17 protein-coding genes and 1 pseudogene are annotated in these 17,018 nt (G+C 38.6%); 14 read left to right on the forward strand and 4 right to left on the reverse strand.

From position 1 onward, the window contains the following. Positions 1–43: 43 nt before the first annotated feature. On the forward strand, positions 44–805 hold the full coding sequence (locus JK629_RS00320) for a glycosyltransferase family 2 protein (protein WP_202336595.1): 762 nt from the start codon (positions 44–46) through the stop codon (positions 803–805). Positions 806–808: 3 nt separating this feature from the next. Further along, complete coding sequence (locus JK629_RS00325; RefSeq protein ID WP_202336598.1) at positions 809–1,945, forward strand: CDP-glycerol glycerophosphotransferase family protein; 1,137 nt, start codon at positions 809–811, stop codon at positions 1,943–1,945. On the opposite strand, the gene JK629_RS00330 is transcribed toward JK629_RS00325, so the two are convergent. After that, complete coding sequence (locus JK629_RS00330) at positions 1,940–2,725, reverse strand: glycosyltransferase family 2 protein (protein WP_202336599.1); 786 nt, start codon at positions 2,723–2,725, stop codon at positions 1,940–1,942. The genes JK629_RS00325 and JK629_RS00330 overlap by 6 nt on opposite strands. Before the next feature lie 130 nt (positions 2,726–2,855). Here JK629_RS00330 and JK629_RS00335 point away from each other — a divergent pair, with 130 nt between their 5' ends. From JK629_RS00335 to JK629_RS00365, 7 genes and pseudogenes are all read left to right on the forward strand, one after another. Further along, positions 2,856–3,422 (forward strand): L-threonylcarbamoyladenylate synthase, encoded by a 567-nt coding sequence (locus tag JK629_RS00335; RefSeq protein ID WP_202336601.1) that lies wholly within the window; start codon positions 2,856–2,858, stop codon positions 3,420–3,422. Between the two features lie 48 nt (positions 3,423–3,470). Beyond that, a pseudogene (locus tag JK629_RS00340) lies at positions 3,471–3,845 on the forward strand (GxxExxY protein). 103 nt (positions 3,846–3,948) lie between these two features. Continuing rightward, complete coding sequence (locus tag JK629_RS00345; protein ID WP_202336602.1) at positions 3,949–5,376, forward strand: CCA tRNA nucleotidyltransferase; 1,428 nt, start codon at positions 3,949–3,951, stop codon at positions 5,374–5,376. Positions 5,377–5,440: 64 nt separating this feature from the next. Further along, entirely contained in the window at positions 5,441–6,460 is a 1,020-nt protein-coding gene (locus tag JK629_RS00350; RefSeq protein WP_202336603.1) for a COX15/CtaA family protein, read from the forward strand. A gap of 77 nt (positions 6,461–6,537) precedes the next feature. Further along, a complete protein-coding gene (locus tag JK629_RS00355; RefSeq protein WP_202336604.1) occupies positions 6,538–7,050 on the forward strand; it encodes an IS1096 element passenger TnpR family protein in 513 nt (170 codons plus the stop codon). A 91-nt stretch (positions 7,051–7,141) separates the two neighbouring features. Then, positions 7,142–8,200, forward strand: coding sequence for a nucleoid-associated protein (locus tag JK629_RS00360; RefSeq protein ID WP_202336605.1), 1,059 nt, complete (start codon positions 7,142–7,144; stop codon positions 8,198–8,200). Between the two features lie 22 nt (positions 8,201–8,222). Beyond that, a complete protein-coding gene (locus JK629_RS00365) occupies positions 8,223–8,681 on the forward strand; it encodes a hypothetical protein (protein WP_202336606.1) in 459 nt (152 codons plus the stop codon). A gap of 43 nt (positions 8,682–8,724) precedes the next feature. Here JK629_RS00365 and recQ read toward each other — a convergent pair whose 3' ends face one another. Beyond that, positions 8,725–10,917 carry a DNA helicase RecQ gene (recQ, locus tag JK629_RS00370; protein ID WP_202337950.1) on the reverse strand — a complete coding sequence of 731 codons (2,193 nt, stop codon included), beginning with the start codon at positions 10,915–10,917 and terminating at the stop codon, positions 8,725–8,727. A 203-nt stretch (positions 10,918–11,120) separates the two neighbouring features. On the opposite strand from recQ, the gene JK629_RS00375 reads away from it, so the two are divergent. The 4 genes from JK629_RS00375 (at position 11,121) to lptB (ending at position 14,318) form a co-directional block, all read left to right on the forward strand. Beyond that, positions 11,121–12,086, forward strand: coding sequence for a KpsF/GutQ family sugar-phosphate isomerase (locus JK629_RS00375; RefSeq protein WP_202336608.1), 966 nt, complete (start codon positions 11,121–11,123; stop codon positions 12,084–12,086). Beyond that, complete coding sequence (tatC, locus tag JK629_RS00380) at positions 12,086–12,928, forward strand: twin-arginine translocase subunit TatC (RefSeq protein WP_202336612.1); 843 nt, start codon at positions 12,086–12,088, stop codon at positions 12,926–12,928. Before JK629_RS00375 ends, tatC begins: the two co-directional genes overlap by 1 nt. 49 nt (positions 12,929–12,977) lie before the next feature. Next, positions 12,978–13,331 carry a carboxymuconolactone decarboxylase family protein gene (locus tag JK629_RS00385; RefSeq protein ID WP_202336613.1) on the forward strand — a complete coding sequence of 118 codons (354 nt, stop codon included), beginning with the start codon at positions 12,978–12,980 and terminating at the stop codon, positions 13,329–13,331. Between the two features lie 246 nt (positions 13,332–13,577). Continuing rightward, complete coding sequence (gene lptB, locus JK629_RS00390; RefSeq protein ID WP_068762006.1) at positions 13,578–14,318, forward strand: LPS export ABC transporter ATP-binding protein; 741 nt, start codon at positions 13,578–13,580, stop codon at positions 14,316–14,318. A 161-nt stretch (positions 14,319–14,479) separates the two neighbouring features. Here lptB and JK629_RS00395 read toward each other — a convergent pair whose 3' ends face one another. Both JK629_RS00395 and JK629_RS00400 read right to left on the reverse strand, forming a co-directional pair. Next, positions 14,480–14,860: a GxxExxY protein gene (locus JK629_RS00395; protein ID WP_202336615.1), complete on the reverse strand. Its 381-nt coding sequence runs from the start codon at positions 14,858–14,860 to the stop codon at positions 14,480–14,482. 58 nt (positions 14,861–14,918) lie between these two features. Then, complete coding sequence (locus tag JK629_RS00400) at positions 14,919–15,701, reverse strand: CDP-alcohol phosphatidyltransferase family protein (protein ID WP_202336623.1); 783 nt, start codon at positions 15,699–15,701, stop codon at positions 14,919–14,921. A 227-nt stretch (positions 15,702–15,928) separates the two neighbouring features. On the opposite strand from JK629_RS00400, the gene JK629_RS00405 reads away from it, so the two are divergent. Then, positions 15,929–16,996 carry a putative type IX sorting system protein PorV2 gene (locus JK629_RS00405; RefSeq protein WP_202336626.1) on the forward strand — a complete coding sequence of 356 codons (1,068 nt, stop codon included), beginning with the start codon at positions 15,929–15,931 and terminating at the stop codon, positions 16,994–16,996. Positions 16,997–17,018: the final 22 nt, after the last annotated feature.

Here is a 17,018-nt window from a genome sequence, read left to right on the forward strand (position 1 = left end):
TAGTTCTTAAAATCATTACTTTTACACAAACCTTTGTCCGCTGTTGGAAAACCCTGCTAAAATCACCGCCCTTGCCATTACGCTCAACGAAGCCCACAACATTGAAGCTTATATTAAAAGCCTTTGGTTTGCGGATGAAATTATAATCGTAGACTCTTTCAGCAATGACAGCACCGTACCATTAGCATCCTCACACGAAAAAGTTACGGTTTACCAACGCGCTTTCGATAATTTTTCGGCACAGAAAAATTTTGCCATTACAAAAGCCACAAACGATTGGGTCACTTTTTTTGATTTGGATGAAGAAGTAACCCCAGCACTCGCACAAGAAATTTTGGAAAAATTCAAAAACCCTTCCGCGATAGCCTATTTTGTAAAGCGCGACTTCTATTTTATGGGAAAGCGCATTAAATACAGTGGTTTACAGAATGATTATATAATTCGTTTTTTCAATAAAAACCAGTGCCGGTATAACGCAAATTTGGTGCACGAAACCTTGGAAGCCGACGGCAAGACCGAAAACTTAAAAAACAGTCTGCCACACCACACCTACAAAACATTTGATGATTATACTGCAAAAATGCACCAGTACAGCGCCCTGCAGGCAAAAATGCTTTATAAAAAAGGAAAGAAACCTAATTATTATCATTTTCTGTTCAGGCCTTTTTACCGGTTTTGGAACCAGTTTATATTCCGGTTGGGAATTTTGGACGGAAAGGAAGGTTTTATTTTGGCCTACGTTAGTGCGTTTTCCGTTTTTAAAAGATATATAAACCTGTGGCTTTTGTACCGAAAAATTGATTAGTAAATGGATAGGAAGCATAAAATAGCATTTATCTTTTTGGATGAAATACACCACATCTATCATTTTGTGAGCATAGCCGTGGAACTTTCAAAACAAAACGAGGTTCAAATTCTTACCTATCCAGGAAAGCACGACCTGCTCCATAAAGCACTGGAAAAACTAAACGGAACTAATGTAATTGTAGAAAAATTGCAGACCTCCCTTTTTCGGGCTTTCACAGATAAACTGAAAAATAGAAAGCTGCCCCGAAAGGGTTTTTGGATAAAAAAACATCAAAATTATATTCTCACTAATTTTGATGCAGTTGTTTTTTCAGATTATTATCACCATTACCTTTTAAGGGCGCGGGGAGAGAATTCAAGACCCAAATTTATAAAATTATTTCATGGCCCTCCGGGAAGAGGCTATAGCTATAATAAAGAATTATTGGATTTTGATTTTCAAATTTTATACAGCCAATTTCATAGTGAACAATTAAAAGAAAAAAAAGTATTAGTAAAAAATTGGACAATTTCTGGGTACCCAAAATTGGATGTGATAAAATTTAAAGATGTCAAACCCCTCTTTTCAAATGAAAGAACAACGGTTCTTTACAACCCCCATTTTGAACCCGCGCTATCATCTTGGCATTCCATGGGACTGGAAATTCTTGAGTTTTTCTTCAATTCAAAAAAGTACAACCTCATCTTTGCCCCACACATAAACCTGTTCAATAAATTGGGGGGTGATGATGCTTCGCGAATTCCAGAAAAATTTTTCAATGCAGAAAACATCCATATAGACCTGGGCAGCGAAAAAAGTGTGGATATGACTTATGTAAATGAGGCAGATATGTATCTTGGCGATGTTTCCAGCCAGGTTTTTGAATTTATCATCAATCCTAGGCCTTGTGTCTTTCTAAATTCGCACAAAATAAAGTTTAAGAAAGATATAAATTACAGGTTTTGGCACTGTGGCAAGGTTGTAAATAATGCGGAAAAATTGCCCAAAGCGTTAAAAAAGGCTCCAAAACGTTTTGATAAAAAACACAGAAAAATTCAGGAAATCATGAATTTAGAGAATTTTTATTTTGAAAAGGGCTCCACGGCATCGCAGCGCGCAGCTGTAGCCATCACTGAATATCTGGACAAAAATCTATAAATATTTTTCGATTCCGTTTTTACACCATTTGCTCTTTTCGGCAATGGCCTTTTCCTGTAAGGAATCATTCATCTTAAAGCGGCTTTGGTCTTTCACTTTATGCCAAATATGATAAACAATGCCCCGATAGCGAAGTCTTTTTCCCAAAACACCATTGTTCATCATCCTAATAATAAGTTCGGAATCTTCCCTCCCCCAGCCTTCAAATTCTTCATTATAACCATTTACTGCAACCACATCTTTCTTCCAAAAGGAAACATTGCATCCCCGCATTTTTTTTGAAATACTATTTTTTGTTCCATAAAGTCTGCTAAAAAGTGGAATCCGCAGATTTCGGGTACGCTTTTTTATCCCCTCAGCAAAAAAGCTGAAAGCAATTTTTTTCTCCCTAAATAAAGTGGGCAAATAATGTTCCTGAATATTTTCCCGGCTGCCGTACAAATAGGCATTTTCCTGTGCCATTGCTTTGTGGTCCTTTACAAAATCACGGTGCATAATGCAGTCGCCGTCAATTTGAATAATATATTCGCCGGTGGCTTTCGCAATGGCCTTGTTCAAAATAATTGCTTTTCTGAAACCTTTGTCTTCGTGCCAAAAATGCTTTATTGCATACGGAGTTTTCTTTCTGAATCCATCAATCAAAGTTTTTGTTTCTTCCGTTGAACCGTCATCCGCAATCAAAATTTCATCGGGCTTTTCACTTTGCACTTGAGCACTTAATAGTACCAATTCCAAAGCCTGTGGCCAATTATAGGTTGAAATCAAGAGCGATGTTTTCATCGGTTATCAGAATTTTCCTCAAATATAACCATTTAATGCAAGTGATATTTAGGCTTCAAAGTTAAACGGAATTCTCTATGGATTTTACGTGTTTTTTGAAGTACTTTGCATTCTAAAATTTGAAAATCCGATGAACCAAGCAGATGAAATAAACAACGCATTGACTGTTTTAAAAAAAGGAGGGATTATCCTCTACCCTACTGATACGGTTTGGGGAATAGGTTGCGATGCCACCAATGCCCAAGCCATTGAAAAAGTATTCAAACTTAAAAACAGAAGCGATAAAAAATCGTTGATCTGTTTGGTAAGCGATTTTAAAATGCTGAACGAATACGTTGAAAACGTACCCGAAGTGGCCTATGATATTTTGAAATACGCCAAAAAGCCCACCACAATAATTTATGACAACCCCATTCGCGTAGCAGAAAATATTATTGCGGAAGATAACTCACTTGCCATACGCGTGCCCAAAGATGAATTCTGTAAAAAACTCATTCAAAAAATGCGGCGCCCGCTTGTTTCCACCTCCGCAAATGTGAGCGGTGAAAAAACCCCACAAAGTTTTAAGGAAATAGACCCAGTAATTTTGGAAGGCGTGGACTATGTTGTAAATTTGCATCACGAAAAAAAATCTGGAAAACCCTCAGCAATTATTAAGCTGAAAAATGATGGTTCCGTGAAGGTAATCAGACAATAAATATTGCCACTAATTCACGAATGTTTATACTTATCATAACTAAAAATAATGGCTCACATTACCTATAAAGAAGAAAGTTATGCTATAGTTGGCTGTTTATTTGATGTTTATAATAATTTGGGAAGCGGGTTTTCTGAAATTGTTTACAAAGATGCTATCGAATATGAATTTAAATAAAAAGATATTCCCTTCGAAAGGGAAAAGCAATATTCCGTAAAATATAAAGACATTACTTTGCCACATAAATTTTATGCTGATTTTGTGGTTATGGACAAAATAATCTTGGAAATAAAATCTATTGAGATGTTAAGCGATAAACATTTGGCACAATGTATTAATTATCTGAAAGTTTCAGGATGTAAATTTGCGCTTTTGGTTAATTTTCATAAAGACTTCTTGGATTACCAAAGAATTGTTCTATAAATAATAATCCACTAAAAATATTAATGCATTCGTGGTAAAAAAATAATATTGGAGTAGTAATCAATACTCTCAAAAAAAATAAATAAAAAATATTCGTGTATACGTGGCTAAAAAAACCTACACATCTGCATTAAATAACCCAGTCTTTAGAACCATTTCCAAAGCTTCCAAAAATTTAAATTTAGAAAGCTACGCAATTGGCGGCTACGTGCGTGATTTTCTTTTAAAGCGTGGCGAAGCAAAAGACATTGATATAGTTGCGGTTGGCAGCGGTATTGAACTGGCACAGGAGGTTTCAAGATTGCTTCCGGGGAAACCAAAAGTTTCGGTTTTTAAAACCTATGGCACCGCAATGTTGAAAAGTGGCGGAATAGAACTTGAATTCGTAGGTGCCCGTAAAGAATCCTATAACGAGGAAAGTAGAAATCCCGCCGTGGAAAACGGAACATTGGAAGACGATCAGAATCGTAGGGATTTTACCATAAATGCTTTGGCGCTAAGCCTTAATGATGAAAACTATGGCGAGTTGCTGGACCCCTTTAATGGGGTTGAAGATCTTCAGAAAAAAATAATACGAACTCCTTTAGATCCCGATGTTACCTATAGTGATGATCCGTTACGAATGCTTCGTGCCATTCGTTTTGCGACCCAATTGGATTTTTCGATTGAGAATGATTCCTTGGAAGCCATTACGAGAAATGCAAAACGCCTAAAAATCATTTCAAAGGAACGGATTGTGGACGAAATCAATAAAATCCTTCTTTCCGAAGTACCTTCCAAAGGTTTTGCCCTTTTGCACAAAACCGGCTTGTTACCCTTTATTTTACCGGAATTGGTTGCATTGCAGGGTATTGATGAAAAGGAAGGCCAAACCCATAAAGACAACTTTTGGCATACGTTAGAAGTTGTTGACAATATTTCAAAAACCACTGACGATCTTTGGTTGCGCTGGGCCGCGTTGCTTCACGATATTGGAAAAGCGCCCACCAAAAAGTTTGATAAAAAGTTGGGCTGGACCTTTCATGCACATGAATTTGTGGGCGCAAAAATGGTTTACAAACTGTTCAAACGACTAAAAATGCCCCTGAACGAAAAGATGAAGTTTGTTCAAAAAATGGTTTTAATGAGCTCCCGCCCCATAGTTTTGGCAAGCGAGGTTACCGATAGTGCCGTGCGACGTTTAATTTTTGACGCCGGTGAGAATGTTGATGATTTAATGACGCTTTGCGAAGCAGACATAACAACAAAAAACCCTAAAAAGTTTAAAAAATACCACGCCAATTTTCAGTTGGTGCGCAATAAAATAGTGGAAGTTGAAGAGCGTGATCACGTTAGAAATTTTCAACCACCCGTTTCTGGCGAGGAAATTATGGTAACTTTTAACCTAAGACCTTCTCGGGAAATAGGAATAATTAAAGATGCCATAAAAGAGGCTATTCTGGAAGGAGAAATTCCAAATGAATACAGTGCGGCACGTGATTTTATGTTGAAAAAAGGACAGGAAATTGGCTTAAAAGCTGTAATAAAGTAGGCAGTCGTAGTGGCAGTTTTCAGTAATAATCTAGCCATTTACGGAAAAAAATAAAAATATAATAGTGGCAAACAAAGACAACAAAAAAGTAATCTACTGGCTCTTAACAGGATGTTTCCTGATTTTTGTAATGGTAGTTGTGGGCGGAATAACACGGCTCACACATTCGGGGCTTTCCATTTCCAGTTATAAACTTATCTCAGGCACTTTGCCGCCCATGAACGAGGCAGAGTGGATTGCGGAATTTGACCATTACAAGCAATTTCCCGAATACCAAAAGTTGAACAATCATTTTACTCTAGCAGATTTTAAGGATATTTATTTCTGGGAATGGCTGCACCGTTTGTTGGGTAGATTATTGGGAGTGGTTTTTATTATCCCGTTTCTTTATTTTCTTCTGAAAAAACAACTTACCAAACCAACTATCGGAAAGGCAATCATTTTAATGTGTTTGGGCGCATTTCAAGGATTTTTGGGTTGGTATATGGTAAAAAGCGGTTTGGTTGATAGGCCGGACGTAAGCCATTATCGGCTTGCAATGCACTTAACAACAGCATTTATTACGTTTGCTTATACTTTTTGGGTGGCGATGGATCTTTGGTATCCCGTGAAGAAGGAAATCAATTCCCAACTTCGAAACATTATCCGCTTTGGGATGGCAATCTTACTTATCCAAATCATTTGGGGCGCATTCGTAGCTGGGCTAGATGCGGGCTGGATACACAACCATTGGCCGTTGATGAACGAGGGTGAGTGGATGCACGAAACAGTTTATATTGAACAAGTTCCCCTTTGGAAAAATTTTGTAGAAGGAAAGAGCGGAGTACAATTTGTGCATCGCTATATGGCTTATGCCGTGGTGGGCATTATTTTTGTTATTTGGTATAAAGCCCGAAAATTGCAATTAACCGTTCCGCAGAGAAATGGAATAAACCTATTGCTCCTTTTGGTTTTGGTGCAGTTCATTTTGGGTGTTTTTACACTTATACTTCAAGTTCCAGTAGTGTTAGGAGTTCTGCATCAAGTAACGGCTTTTTTCCTATTGGCAGCAATGACCTTTGTGCTCCACAGGTTCTCAAAATAAATACACAACCAAAACTGCAAACCGCAACTGAATACTGCCTACTTTTTGATAACTTTGCAGTCCAAAAAAAATAAATAATGATTTACCGTTTCAGAATAATCCTCGATACACACGAAGACGTTTTCCGCGACATCGAAATAGAAGCTTCGGCCACCCTGGAAGACTTCCACAATGCAATTACACAATCCTTTGGCTTTGACGGGCAAGAAATGGCCTCGTTTTATACCAGCAACGATCTTTGGGAAGAAGGTGAGGAGATTTCCCTTTTCGACGTAAGTGACGAGCCGGGCGGCCTTCGGATTATGGGTGAGACCGCCTTGGAAGATGTTGTTGATGAAGAAAAAACACGCCTGCTATATGTTTATGATTTTTTGAATATGTGGACTTTTATGGTGGAACTTGCAGATATTGCAGATGCGGAGGCAGGAACTATCTATCCAAATTTGATGTACTCCCACGGACAAATACCCGAGGAAGCTCCCGAAAAGGAATTTATTGCCGAAGAAATTGAAGAAGAAGATTTCGATGAAGAATTTGACCTAGACCCAGAAGATTACGACAACCTCGATTTTGACGAAAACTGGAATTAGGCTGTAAGCTGTAAGCTGTAAGCTGTAAGCTGTAAGCTGTAAGCTGTAAGCTGTAAGCAAAAATAATTCCCATAACTCATAACTTAAATAAATGATAAACCTTTTCAGTACCCACATCGCATCGCTTTCCATCCACAGAGTGGGTAACAAAAGTAGAAATGAAGCCATCTTTCTCTCTGCGGAACCGTATAAAATGGACGATGAAATTACGCCATTGCTCAAAGAATTTTTTCTGAAACCTTTCCGGGACAAAGAAGAAAACTACTTCCAATTTTCCCACGAGGCAGATTTGGAATTTCACGAATTATACAATAGTGCCAATAAAATTTTTGACAATCCACAAAACATTCATGAAGAAAGCCGAAAGATTGCAACCTACCTTTACAATCAGTCTGAGCATCCACATATAAAAAGTGGCGAAGTTTATGTGGCCTATCTTGAAAATGTGCAATTGGACAATGTAAAAATGGATGCCATCGGTATTTTTAAAAGTGAACTGAAACAGGATTTTCTTCAGTTTGCCGAAGAGGGAAACCAGTTGGAAGCTATGCTGCAACACGGGGTTAGCCTGAACAAATTGGACAAGGGCTGTATCATTTTTAATTCAAAAAAAGAAGAGGGTTACAAAATTCTCGCCGTAGATAGCAACCGTTACGATGCGCGTTATTGGTTGGAAAGCTTCTTAGGAGTAGAGGCCCTTGCAGATGATAATTTCTACACCAAAAAATATTTAAAGTTCTGCCAGGATTTTGCGAAAGATGTAGTTTTACCCGCCGAAGACAAAAAACAGGAAGTGATGTTTATGAGCCGCGCGGTAAACCATTTTGCCAAAAACGACAATTTTGAGGAAACTGCCTTTATGAACGAGGTAATAGACAATCCAGATTTGTTACCGGAATTCCGCCATTACAAAACTGAAAAGGCACCAAAGTACAGCATTGAGGATTTAACAACTTTTCCTATTGCCAATACGGCCGTTACCGCTGCCCGTAAAAAAATAAAAAACATAATAAACCTAGATACAAACATCCAGATTAAACTGGATTTTATTAATCCCGAAAGTGCCGAAAAGTTTGTAGAAAAAGGCTGGGACGAAGAAAAGCAAATGTATTATTATTTAGTATATTTCAACAAAGAACAGAAGAGTTAGTAAAGGGCAATCAAAAGTTTTTATGAAGTTGAAAGGTTTTATTTTGTTGGTTATCGCAACTATTGCCATAACATCCTGTAGTGTAGACAAGTGTGATATTCTCTGTAATTCTGGGCCATTGGGTTTAAATTTTGAACTTTTGGATCAAGCTACAGGTGAAAATCTATTTACCAACGGCACTTTTGATCCCGCTGATATTGAAGTTTTAGATTTAAACGACGCCAATAATAGCGTACCATTTACCTTCATTTCTGAAAATGACATAAACATTATAAGATTAGGGCCTTTTGGTTGGGGCACCAATATCGTAAATTATACATTGAAGGTAGGCGAAGTTGAAATTTTCAACCTCATTCTTGACGCTGAGGAAAAAACGGAGAATTGCTGCTCTTTTGTGCAAATTAATACTTTGGAAATTAATAATGCTGACTTCGAACAAAATACAGAAACAGGCATCTATGAAATTATGGTAAAACTGTAAGTTTAGGTTCAAAAAAACTGCAGGACATATTGGGGTGTTAATACTAATTCCCAACTTCACTGATAAATTTAATTCGGTACAAGCGCAATTCCTCTTCGTCATAATCCCCATCAAATTCGTCTAAAGCCTCTTCTATTTTATCGGTTTTAGCCTCTAAGAAATATTCATGGATTTCTTCCTGTTGGTCTTCATCAAGCACCTCGTCAATCCAATAATCTATATTCAGCTTGGTACCGCTGTAAACGATGGCTTCCATTTCCTTTATAAACTCCGGCATTTCAAGGCCCTTGGCGTTGGCAATATCTGGCAAGGCAAGCTTGCGATCCACGTTTTGAATAATATATAGTTTCAAAGAACTATTGCTTCCGGTAGACTTTACCACGAAATCTTCTGGCCTAATTATATCGTTTTCCTCTACGTAGTTTTGTATTATTTTTATAAATGGTTTGCCGTATTTTTTGGCTTTACCCTCCCCTACACCGTGCACATTTGAGAGTTCCTCCAAGGTAATTGGGTATTTAAGCGCCATATCTTCCAGAGAAGGCTCCTGAAAAATAACAAAAGGTGGCAAGTCTAAATCGTGAGCAACTTTTTTGAGTTCTGCCTTCAGAATTTTGAAAAGATTTTCATCTACAACTTCGCCTCCTTTTTGAACACCAACTATCACATCATCATTTGCATCTTTAAAGGAATGGTCTTCGGTCATCATAAAGGAAGTGGGCGATTTTATAAATTTCTTTCCTTCTTCGGTTAAATGGATCACGCCATAGGTTTCAATATCTTTTTTCAGATATCCAGCAACCAAAAGTTGACGAAGCAGTGCCATCCAATAAGCAGGTTCATGATTTGCTCCAGAACCAAAATATGCCTGGGCATCGGTTCTGTGCGATTTTATAAGCGCATTGACCTTACCAACCAGGACATTTACAATTTCCTTGCTTTTGTATTGTTCATTGGTTTTTGAAACTACTTCAAGAAGTTGTTTGGCATCTTCTTTTGCCTCGTGCTTTTTTTTGGGGTGGCGCATATTGTCGTCCATCATTCCGCCTTCGCCTGTTTCATTGTCAAATTCTTCCCCAAAATAATGTAGGATGAACTTTCTGCGGGAAATGGAAGTTTCCGCAAAAGCGACTACTTCCTGCAAAAGCGCTTGACCTATTTCCTGTTCGGCAACAGGCTTTCCGCTCATAAACTTTTCCAATTTTTCTATGTCTTTATAACTATAGAAAGCAAGGCAATGCCCTTCGCCCCCATCGCGGCCTGCACGTCCGGTTTCTTGGTAATAGCTTTCAATGCTTTTTGGAATATCGTTATGGATAACAAAGCGAACATCCGGTTTGTCTATGCCCATTCCGAAGGCGATTGTGGCAACTACCACATCTACGTCTTCCATCAAAAACATGTCTTGGTGCTTTACCCGTGTTTTACCGTCGAGACCTGCGTGATAGGGTACAGCTTTTATACCATTGACTTGCAATGCCTGAGCCAGTTCTTCCACTCTTTTTCTACTTAAACAGTACACAATACCGCTTTTGCCCTCGTTCTGTTTTACAAAACGAATGATATCTGAATCTACATTTTTGGTTTTTGGGCGTATTTCGTAATATAAGTTTGGACGGTTGAAAGATGCTTTAAAGGTATTTGCATCCTGCATATTGAGGTTTTTCAATATATCTTCCTGTACTTTTGGAGTTGCAGTGGCGGTAAGCCCTATAATAGGTATATCATTTCCTATCCGCTGTATAATACTTTTTAGGTTTCGGTATTCTGGCCGAAAATCATGCCCCCACTCGCTGATGCAATGGGCCTCGTCAATAGCCATAAAAGAAATTTTCTGGGTTTGCAGAAAATCTACATACTCTTCTTTTGTTAAAGATTCGGGGGCAACGTAGAGTAATTTTGTTACTCCACTGGAAATATCGTTTTTCACTCTCTTTACCTCAGTTTTATTGAGGGAAGAATTTAAAACGTGTGCTATCCCTTCTTCCGCAGAAAGAGAACGCAGCGCATCCACTTGGTTTTTCATAAGTGCAATGAGTGGGGAAACTACTATAGCTGTACCATCCTGCATAAGTGCCGGAAGTTGGTAACACAGTGATTTTCCTCCGCCAGTAGGCATGACCACAAAGGTATTATGGCCATTGAGGATGCTTTTGACTACTTCCTCCTGCAAGCCTTTAAATCTTGTAAATCCAAAATATTTTTTCAGGGCTGCGTAAATATCAAATTCTGCCACGCTGCTTAAGTTTTTTATTGTCAATTCAGTTTTAGCCAACAATACATTGTTTTACAGATTAACAATTGTAATTTTGCAACCGTATTATGTTGACTGCATCTTAAAAGAAAGGTTTCTATATTAAGATTTCTGAATTGTGTTAAATTCTATTCTAAATATACTAATTTCTGAAACAGTTACAAACATTCAAAAGCATTAAAATTTTGAACAAGCAAGAGAGAATCATTTCCGTAGCAAAAAACACCATAGAAACTGAAAGTAAAGCCATTGCAAATCTGGCCCATTTGGTAAATGAGGAATTTGCTGGGGCAGTGGATTATATATACAACTCCAAAGGAAGGGTAATCATTACCGGAATCGGCAAAAGTGCCAATATTGCGACCAAAATTGTAGCTACTTTAAACTCTACGGGGACCCCTGCCATTTTTATGCACGCGGCAGATGCCATTCACGGTGACCTTGGAACTATTCAGCAGAACGATACCGTAATATGCATTTCAAAAAGTGGCAATACGCCCGAAATAAAAGTACTTGTTCCTTTAATAAAAGCTATTGATAATAAATTGATTGCCATTACAGGTAACGGCGAATCCTTTCTGGGGCAACAAGCTGATTTTGTGTTGAATGCTTATGTTGAGAAGGAAGCCTGCCCCAACAATCTTGCACCTACTACCAGTACCACCGCACAATTGGTTATAGGAGATGCATTGGCAATGTGCCTTTTGGACCTCCGCGGATTCTCGAGCAAGGATTTCGCAAAATTCCATCCGGGCGGTTCCTTGGGGAAAAAACTTTATTTACGGGTAAGCAATCTTACTTCGCTGAACGAAAAACCGCAAGTGAGCCCTGATACTGATGTGAAAAAAGTAATCGTTGAGATTTCAGAAAAAATGCTGGGCGTAACCGCCGTTGTTGAAAATGATGAAATTATAGGAATTATTACAGATGGAGATTTACGTCGGATGTTGACAAAAACCGATAGCTTTGCAGGACTGACCGCAAAAGACATTATGACCCAAAATCCAAAAAAAATTGCCAACAATGCGATGGCAGTAGAAGCCATGGAAATGATGGACAAATACGGTATTACCCAGATTCTTGCAGAGGAGAAAGGCAAATACAGCGGTGTGGTGCACATTCATAACCTTACCAAAGAGGGAATAATATAATGAAGAAAATAGGTTCCCCAGAAAAAGAAATGTCCTTTTTGGACCATTTGGAAGAATTGCGCTGGCACCTTATACGTTCCACCATTGCAGTGGTTGTTTTGGCATTGGGGGCATTTATATTAAAGGATTTTATATTTGACACCCTTATTTTTGGGCCAAAGCGTCCAGATTTTCCTACCTATAGAATGTTCTGCAACATTTCGCGTTCACTTGGAATGGATACTTTCTGTTTTCAGGAAATGCCATTCCGTATTCAAAGTAGAACTATGGCCGGGCAGTTTTCCGCACATATGTGGACTTCCATTTATGCAGGAATCATTATAGCTTTCCCATATATACTATATGAATTTTGGCGATTTATTAGCCCGGGACTAAAAGAAAAAGAACGCAAGAGCAGCCGTGGTTTTATCGTTATTGCGTCTATACTTTTCTTTTTGGGCGTATTGTTTGGGTATTATCTTATCACTCCCCTATCCATCAACTTTTTGGGCAATTATCAAGTGAGCAAGGAAGTATTTAACGACTTTGATTTGGACAGTTATATTTCGCTGGTGCGTACTTCAGTATTGGCCTGCGGAATTGTTTTTGAATTGCCAATCATTATGTACATCCTTACAAAGATTGGATTGGTTACCCCTGAAATCCTTCGGAAATACCGCAAATTTGCTTTAATTATCGTTTTAATTCTTTCGGCAGTAATCACCCCGCCGGATATTGTAAGCCAAATAATTGTTGCCATCCCGATACTTATTCTTTATGAGGTGAGTATTTATATATCGAGGATTGTGATAAGGAATCAGAAAAGAGAGGAAAGAAGAAGGAAAAAAGAGGGTAATATTTAGGCTTTTGGCTTTTGGCTTTTGGCTTTTGGCTTTTGAAAAAATAAAAATTATGAAAGAAAATATTGTAGAAGAATTCAATGCCTATCGCGCAAAGATGAACGAGAAGATGCTGGAAGATAACAACAAGATTATCAAGCGCATCTTTAATCTGGATACCAACGCCTATATGGAAGGTGTGCTTCCCAAGAAAACAAAGGAACTTTTGGGCTTGGGCAATTCACTGGTGTTGCGTTGTGATGATTGTGTGCGCTACCATTTGGAAGAATGCCACAAACTGGGCTTGACCAAGGAAGAAGTGGTTGAAGGGATGAGCATTTCACTTTTAATTGGCGGAACAATTGTAATTCCCCATTTGCGCAGGGCTTTTGAATATTGGGAAGCTTTGGAGGCGCAACAAGTTTAATTTTATTTAAATACGTGAATTATTGATATATTCGTGATTGAAGAATTGTAAGCTACGAGCTACGAGCTACGAGCTACGAGCTACGAGCTACGAGTGACGAGCTACGAGCGACGAATGATGAATGATGAATTAAATAATTTTATAGTATAGCTGCGTTACAGATTAAATAAATATTCGTGTATTTGTGGCTAAACTAAACCCGCACTCTAGAGAAACTTAGAAACATTTGAGGCAAAAACATATAAAATGAAGCTAAAAGCCGAAAACTTAATGAAATCCTATAAAGGCCGAAAGGTCGTTAAGGGCATCACAGTGGAAGTAAACCAAGGAGAAATCGTGGGTTTGCTCGGACCAAATGGAGCTGGCAAAACCACTTCCTTTTATATGATTGTGGGATTGATAAAACCCAACGGCGGGAATATTTTTTTAGAAGGCACCGAAATAACAAAGTACCCTATGTACAAACGCGCACAGAACGGCATTGGTTATTTGGCACAGGAAGCATCGGTTTTTAGGAAGTTGAGCGTTGAAGACAATATTTTGAGCGTTTTGCAGCTTACCAAGCTTTCAAAGAAAGAACAGCGCGCAAAAATGGAATCGCTTATCGAAGAATTTGGTTTAGGCCATATCCGCAAAAACCGCGGTGATCTTTTAAGTGGAGGAGAAAGACGAAGAACTGAGATTGCGCGCGCATTGGCAACCGACCCACATTTTATTCTTTTGGACGAACCTTTTGCTGGAGTTGACCCTGTTGCGGTGGAAGACATTCAGCGTATCGTAGCCCAACTTAAAAACAAAAATATCGGGATTCTTATTACCGATCACAACGTACAGGAAACACTGGCAATTACGGATAGGACTTATTTAATGTTTGAAGGAAGCATTCTAAAACACGGAGTGCCAGAGGAACTTGCCGCAGATGAAATGGTTAGAAAGGTATATCTTGGACAAAATTTTGAGCTTCGGAAGAAGAAGTTGGAGTTTTAAACAGTCCTTTTTTTAACCACAGAGGACACAATGTTTGCACAGAGTTCGCGGAGGATACTTTTTATTCTTGTCGACTTTTTGGTATCCTTGGTATCTTTTCGATCACAGAGATTACAATGTTTGCATAATGTTTGTACAGAGTTCACGGAGCCTTGATAAATTTACAATTCTCCGTTAATAACTCTTTTAACACCCTGCTTTAACAGATTTACATTAAAATTAATTAGAAGACCCAGTTTAAAACCACCAAGACGCATATAGGTAAGGGTCTGTGCTAAATGGACATCGTTTAACGCCTCTACACTTTTTATCTCAATAACAACCTTATTTTCGACCAATATATCTATTCGATATCCAACCTCCAATTTCACCTCATCAAATATGAGTGACATTGGTTTTTGTTTCTCAACAGCTAAACCCTCTAACTTTAATTTATAAAATAAACATTCCTGATAGGCCGATTCCAATAATCCCGGACCTAGTGCCTTATGGACTTCTAGTGCACATCCAATAATCTTAGTGGCTATTTGGTTTTCATTCATTGTGTTTGCATTTTACTATAATTTTTTAATCACAAAGAGCACAATGGTTTCACAGCGTTCAGAGAGATTTCTTTGTGTGCTTTGTGCCTTCTTGGTGTTCTTTGTGGTTAACCAACGAAAGCAATATATAAAGTAGAATTATAAATGGTATCGCCAAAAACTTCAGCAGTACCAACAGCACTCCACAAATTATCAGAAACACATAACGTACAGCGTTGCTTTTAAAATCCCAGGTCTTGAATTTGAGGGCGAAAAGTGGGATTTCGGCATTTAAAAGAATACAGCTCAGCAAGGTCATTCCTATCAAAAACCAACGGTTTAAAATAATGGTTTCTGCCAGTTCAGAATATTGAAACTGTAAGATTAGGGGCAGGCTTAAAATCAAAAGTGCGTTTGCTGGCGTGGGTAATCCAATAAAGCCTGAAGTTTGCCGTGTATCTACGTTGAATTTTGCCAATCGGTAGGCTGAGGCAATCACGATTAACAAACCAATAAGCGGCAGATAATTTTTAAAACTTACATTCCATCCCTCCAATGAAAATGTTTCAGTCAGCGTCTGCATTTGATGGAAATAAGACAGATTCAACATTTGGTACATTACAACTCCGGGCGCAACACCGCTGGTAATAACATCTGCCAAGGAATCCAACTGGAGGCCAACCTCGCTCTGCGCTTTTAGCAATCGGGCTGCCAGCCCATCAAAAAAGTCGAAGAAAATTCCGAGGAAAACAAAGAAAGAAGCGGTTATCAAATCACCGGAAATTGCAAAAAGAATTGCAACGCATCCGCATAGGATGTTTAGGGAGGTGATAATATTTGGGATTTGTTTTGATATATTCATATTCTTTATAGCGCAATTTGGATTTTATGATTTAGGCAAAACATCCCCTCCCAGCCTCCCCTTCAAAGGGGAGGAGCCTAATAGGGGTTGATTTTTTAATATCTATTAAGATTATGTGTAAAAATAACAAAGTATTTCCGTCCAATGGCATTCAAACACAATATGTGCATAAATTTAAAGTTTAGTATTCTGTAAAATAGTGCCATATTTGTCCTAAAATTTTAAGCTTGAAAGAGAAATTATTCCTCCTTATAGTACTTATTTCAGCTACGCTGGGTGCGCAGACCGTACGCAAATATTCCAATGAATTTATGAATATCGGTGTTGATGCCGCAGCATTCGGGATGAGCAATGCTGTAGTGGCTTCCTCGGGTGATGTAAACTCTGGGTACTGGAATCCCGCAGGTATGGTAAATCTTGAGGATAAACAGATTTCATTGATGCACGCCTCCTATTTTGCAAATATTGCGAATTATGATTATGCGGCCTTTGCAATGCCTTTGGACGACAGAAGCGCCGTAGGGCTATCGGTTATCCGTTTCGGGGTGGACGATATTTTAAACACCACCCAATTGATTGACAGCGAGGGCAACATAGATTACAACCGTATAAGCCTTTTTTCCACCGCAGATTATGGGGTTACTTTTTCCTATGCACGAAGACTTCCCTTGGACGGATTGAATTATGGTGTAAATGCCAAGGTGATCCGCCGTATTATTGGTGACTTTGCCTCTTCGTGGGGTTTTGGGCTAGATGCGGCGGTGCAATTCAGGACAGACAAATGGATGTTTGGAATTATGGCTCGTGACATTACTACCACTTTCAATGCTTGGAGCATAGACGAAGAAAAATTTGCTGAAATTCAGGGTGCCGTTGAGGGACAAAACCAAGACCTGCCCGAAACTACAGAAATAACTATCCCCAAACTTCAATTGGGGATGGCCCGTAAGTTTGTGTACCGCTATGATTTTTCGTTATTGGCCGAAGTAGATCTCAATTTTCGTTTTGCTGAAACTAATGATGTAATTTCTACTTCTTTCGCAAGTATCACACCTTCCTTAGGACTTGAATTCGCATATATTGATATGGTTTATGTGCGTGGTGGGGTTGGAAATTTTCAGAATATAAAACAGCTGGACGGGAGTGATTCCGTGGGCTTTCAACCCAACATCGGTGTTGGATTTAGGTATAAGGGTATTCAAGTGGATTATGCATTAACTGATATTGGCGACCAAAGCGCTGCTTTGTATTCCAATGTTTTTTCGTTGAAATTGGATTGGGAAATTTTTAGGTAGAATATTAGTGAAGAGCCAAGAG

It is taken from the genome of Aequorivita iocasae (assembly GCF_016757735.1).
GTDB lineage: Bacteria > Bacteroidota > Bacteroidia > Flavobacteriales > Flavobacteriaceae > Aequorivita > Aequorivita iocasae.

Excerpts from the sequence above, each read along its gene's own strand:
- JK629_RS00335 (WP_202336601.1), top strand. The coding sequence starts at position 2,856 with ATGAACCAAGCAGATGAAATAAACAACGCATTGACTGTTTTAAAAAAA.
- lptB (WP_068762006.1), top strand. The coding sequence starts at position 13,578 with ATGAAGCTAAAAGCCGAAAACTTAATGAAATCCTATAAAGGCCGAAAG.
- JK629_RS00395 (WP_202336615.1), bottom strand. The coding sequence starts at position 14,860 with ATGAATGAAAACCAAATAGCCACTAAGATTATTGGATGTGCACTAGAA.
- JK629_RS00330 (WP_202336599.1), bottom strand. The coding sequence starts at position 2,725 with ATGAAAACATCGCTCTTGATTTCAACCTATAATTGGCCACAGGCTTTG.
- JK629_RS00385 (WP_202336613.1), top strand. The coding sequence starts at position 12,978 with ATGAAAGAAAATATTGTAGAAGAATTCAATGCCTATCGCGCAAAGATG.
- JK629_RS00355 (WP_202336604.1), top strand. The coding sequence starts at position 6,538 with ATGATTTACCGTTTCAGAATAATCCTCGATACACACGAAGACGTTTTC.
- JK629_RS00325 (WP_202336598.1), top strand. The coding sequence starts at position 809 with ATGGATAGGAAGCATAAAATAGCATTTATCTTTTTGGATGAAATACAC.
- JK629_RS00360 (WP_202336605.1), top strand. The coding sequence starts at position 7,142 with ATGATAAACCTTTTCAGTACCCACATCGCATCGCTTTCCATCCACAGA.
- JK629_RS00365 (WP_202336606.1), top strand. The coding sequence starts at position 8,223 with ATGAAGTTGAAAGGTTTTATTTTGTTGGTTATCGCAACTATTGCCATA.
- JK629_RS00400 (WP_202336623.1), bottom strand. The coding sequence starts at position 15,701 with ATGAATATATCAAAACAAATCCCAAATATTATCACCTCCCTAAACATC.
- tatC (WP_202336612.1), top strand. The coding sequence starts at position 12,086 with ATGAAGAAAATAGGTTCCCCAGAAAAAGAAATGTCCTTTTTGGACCAT.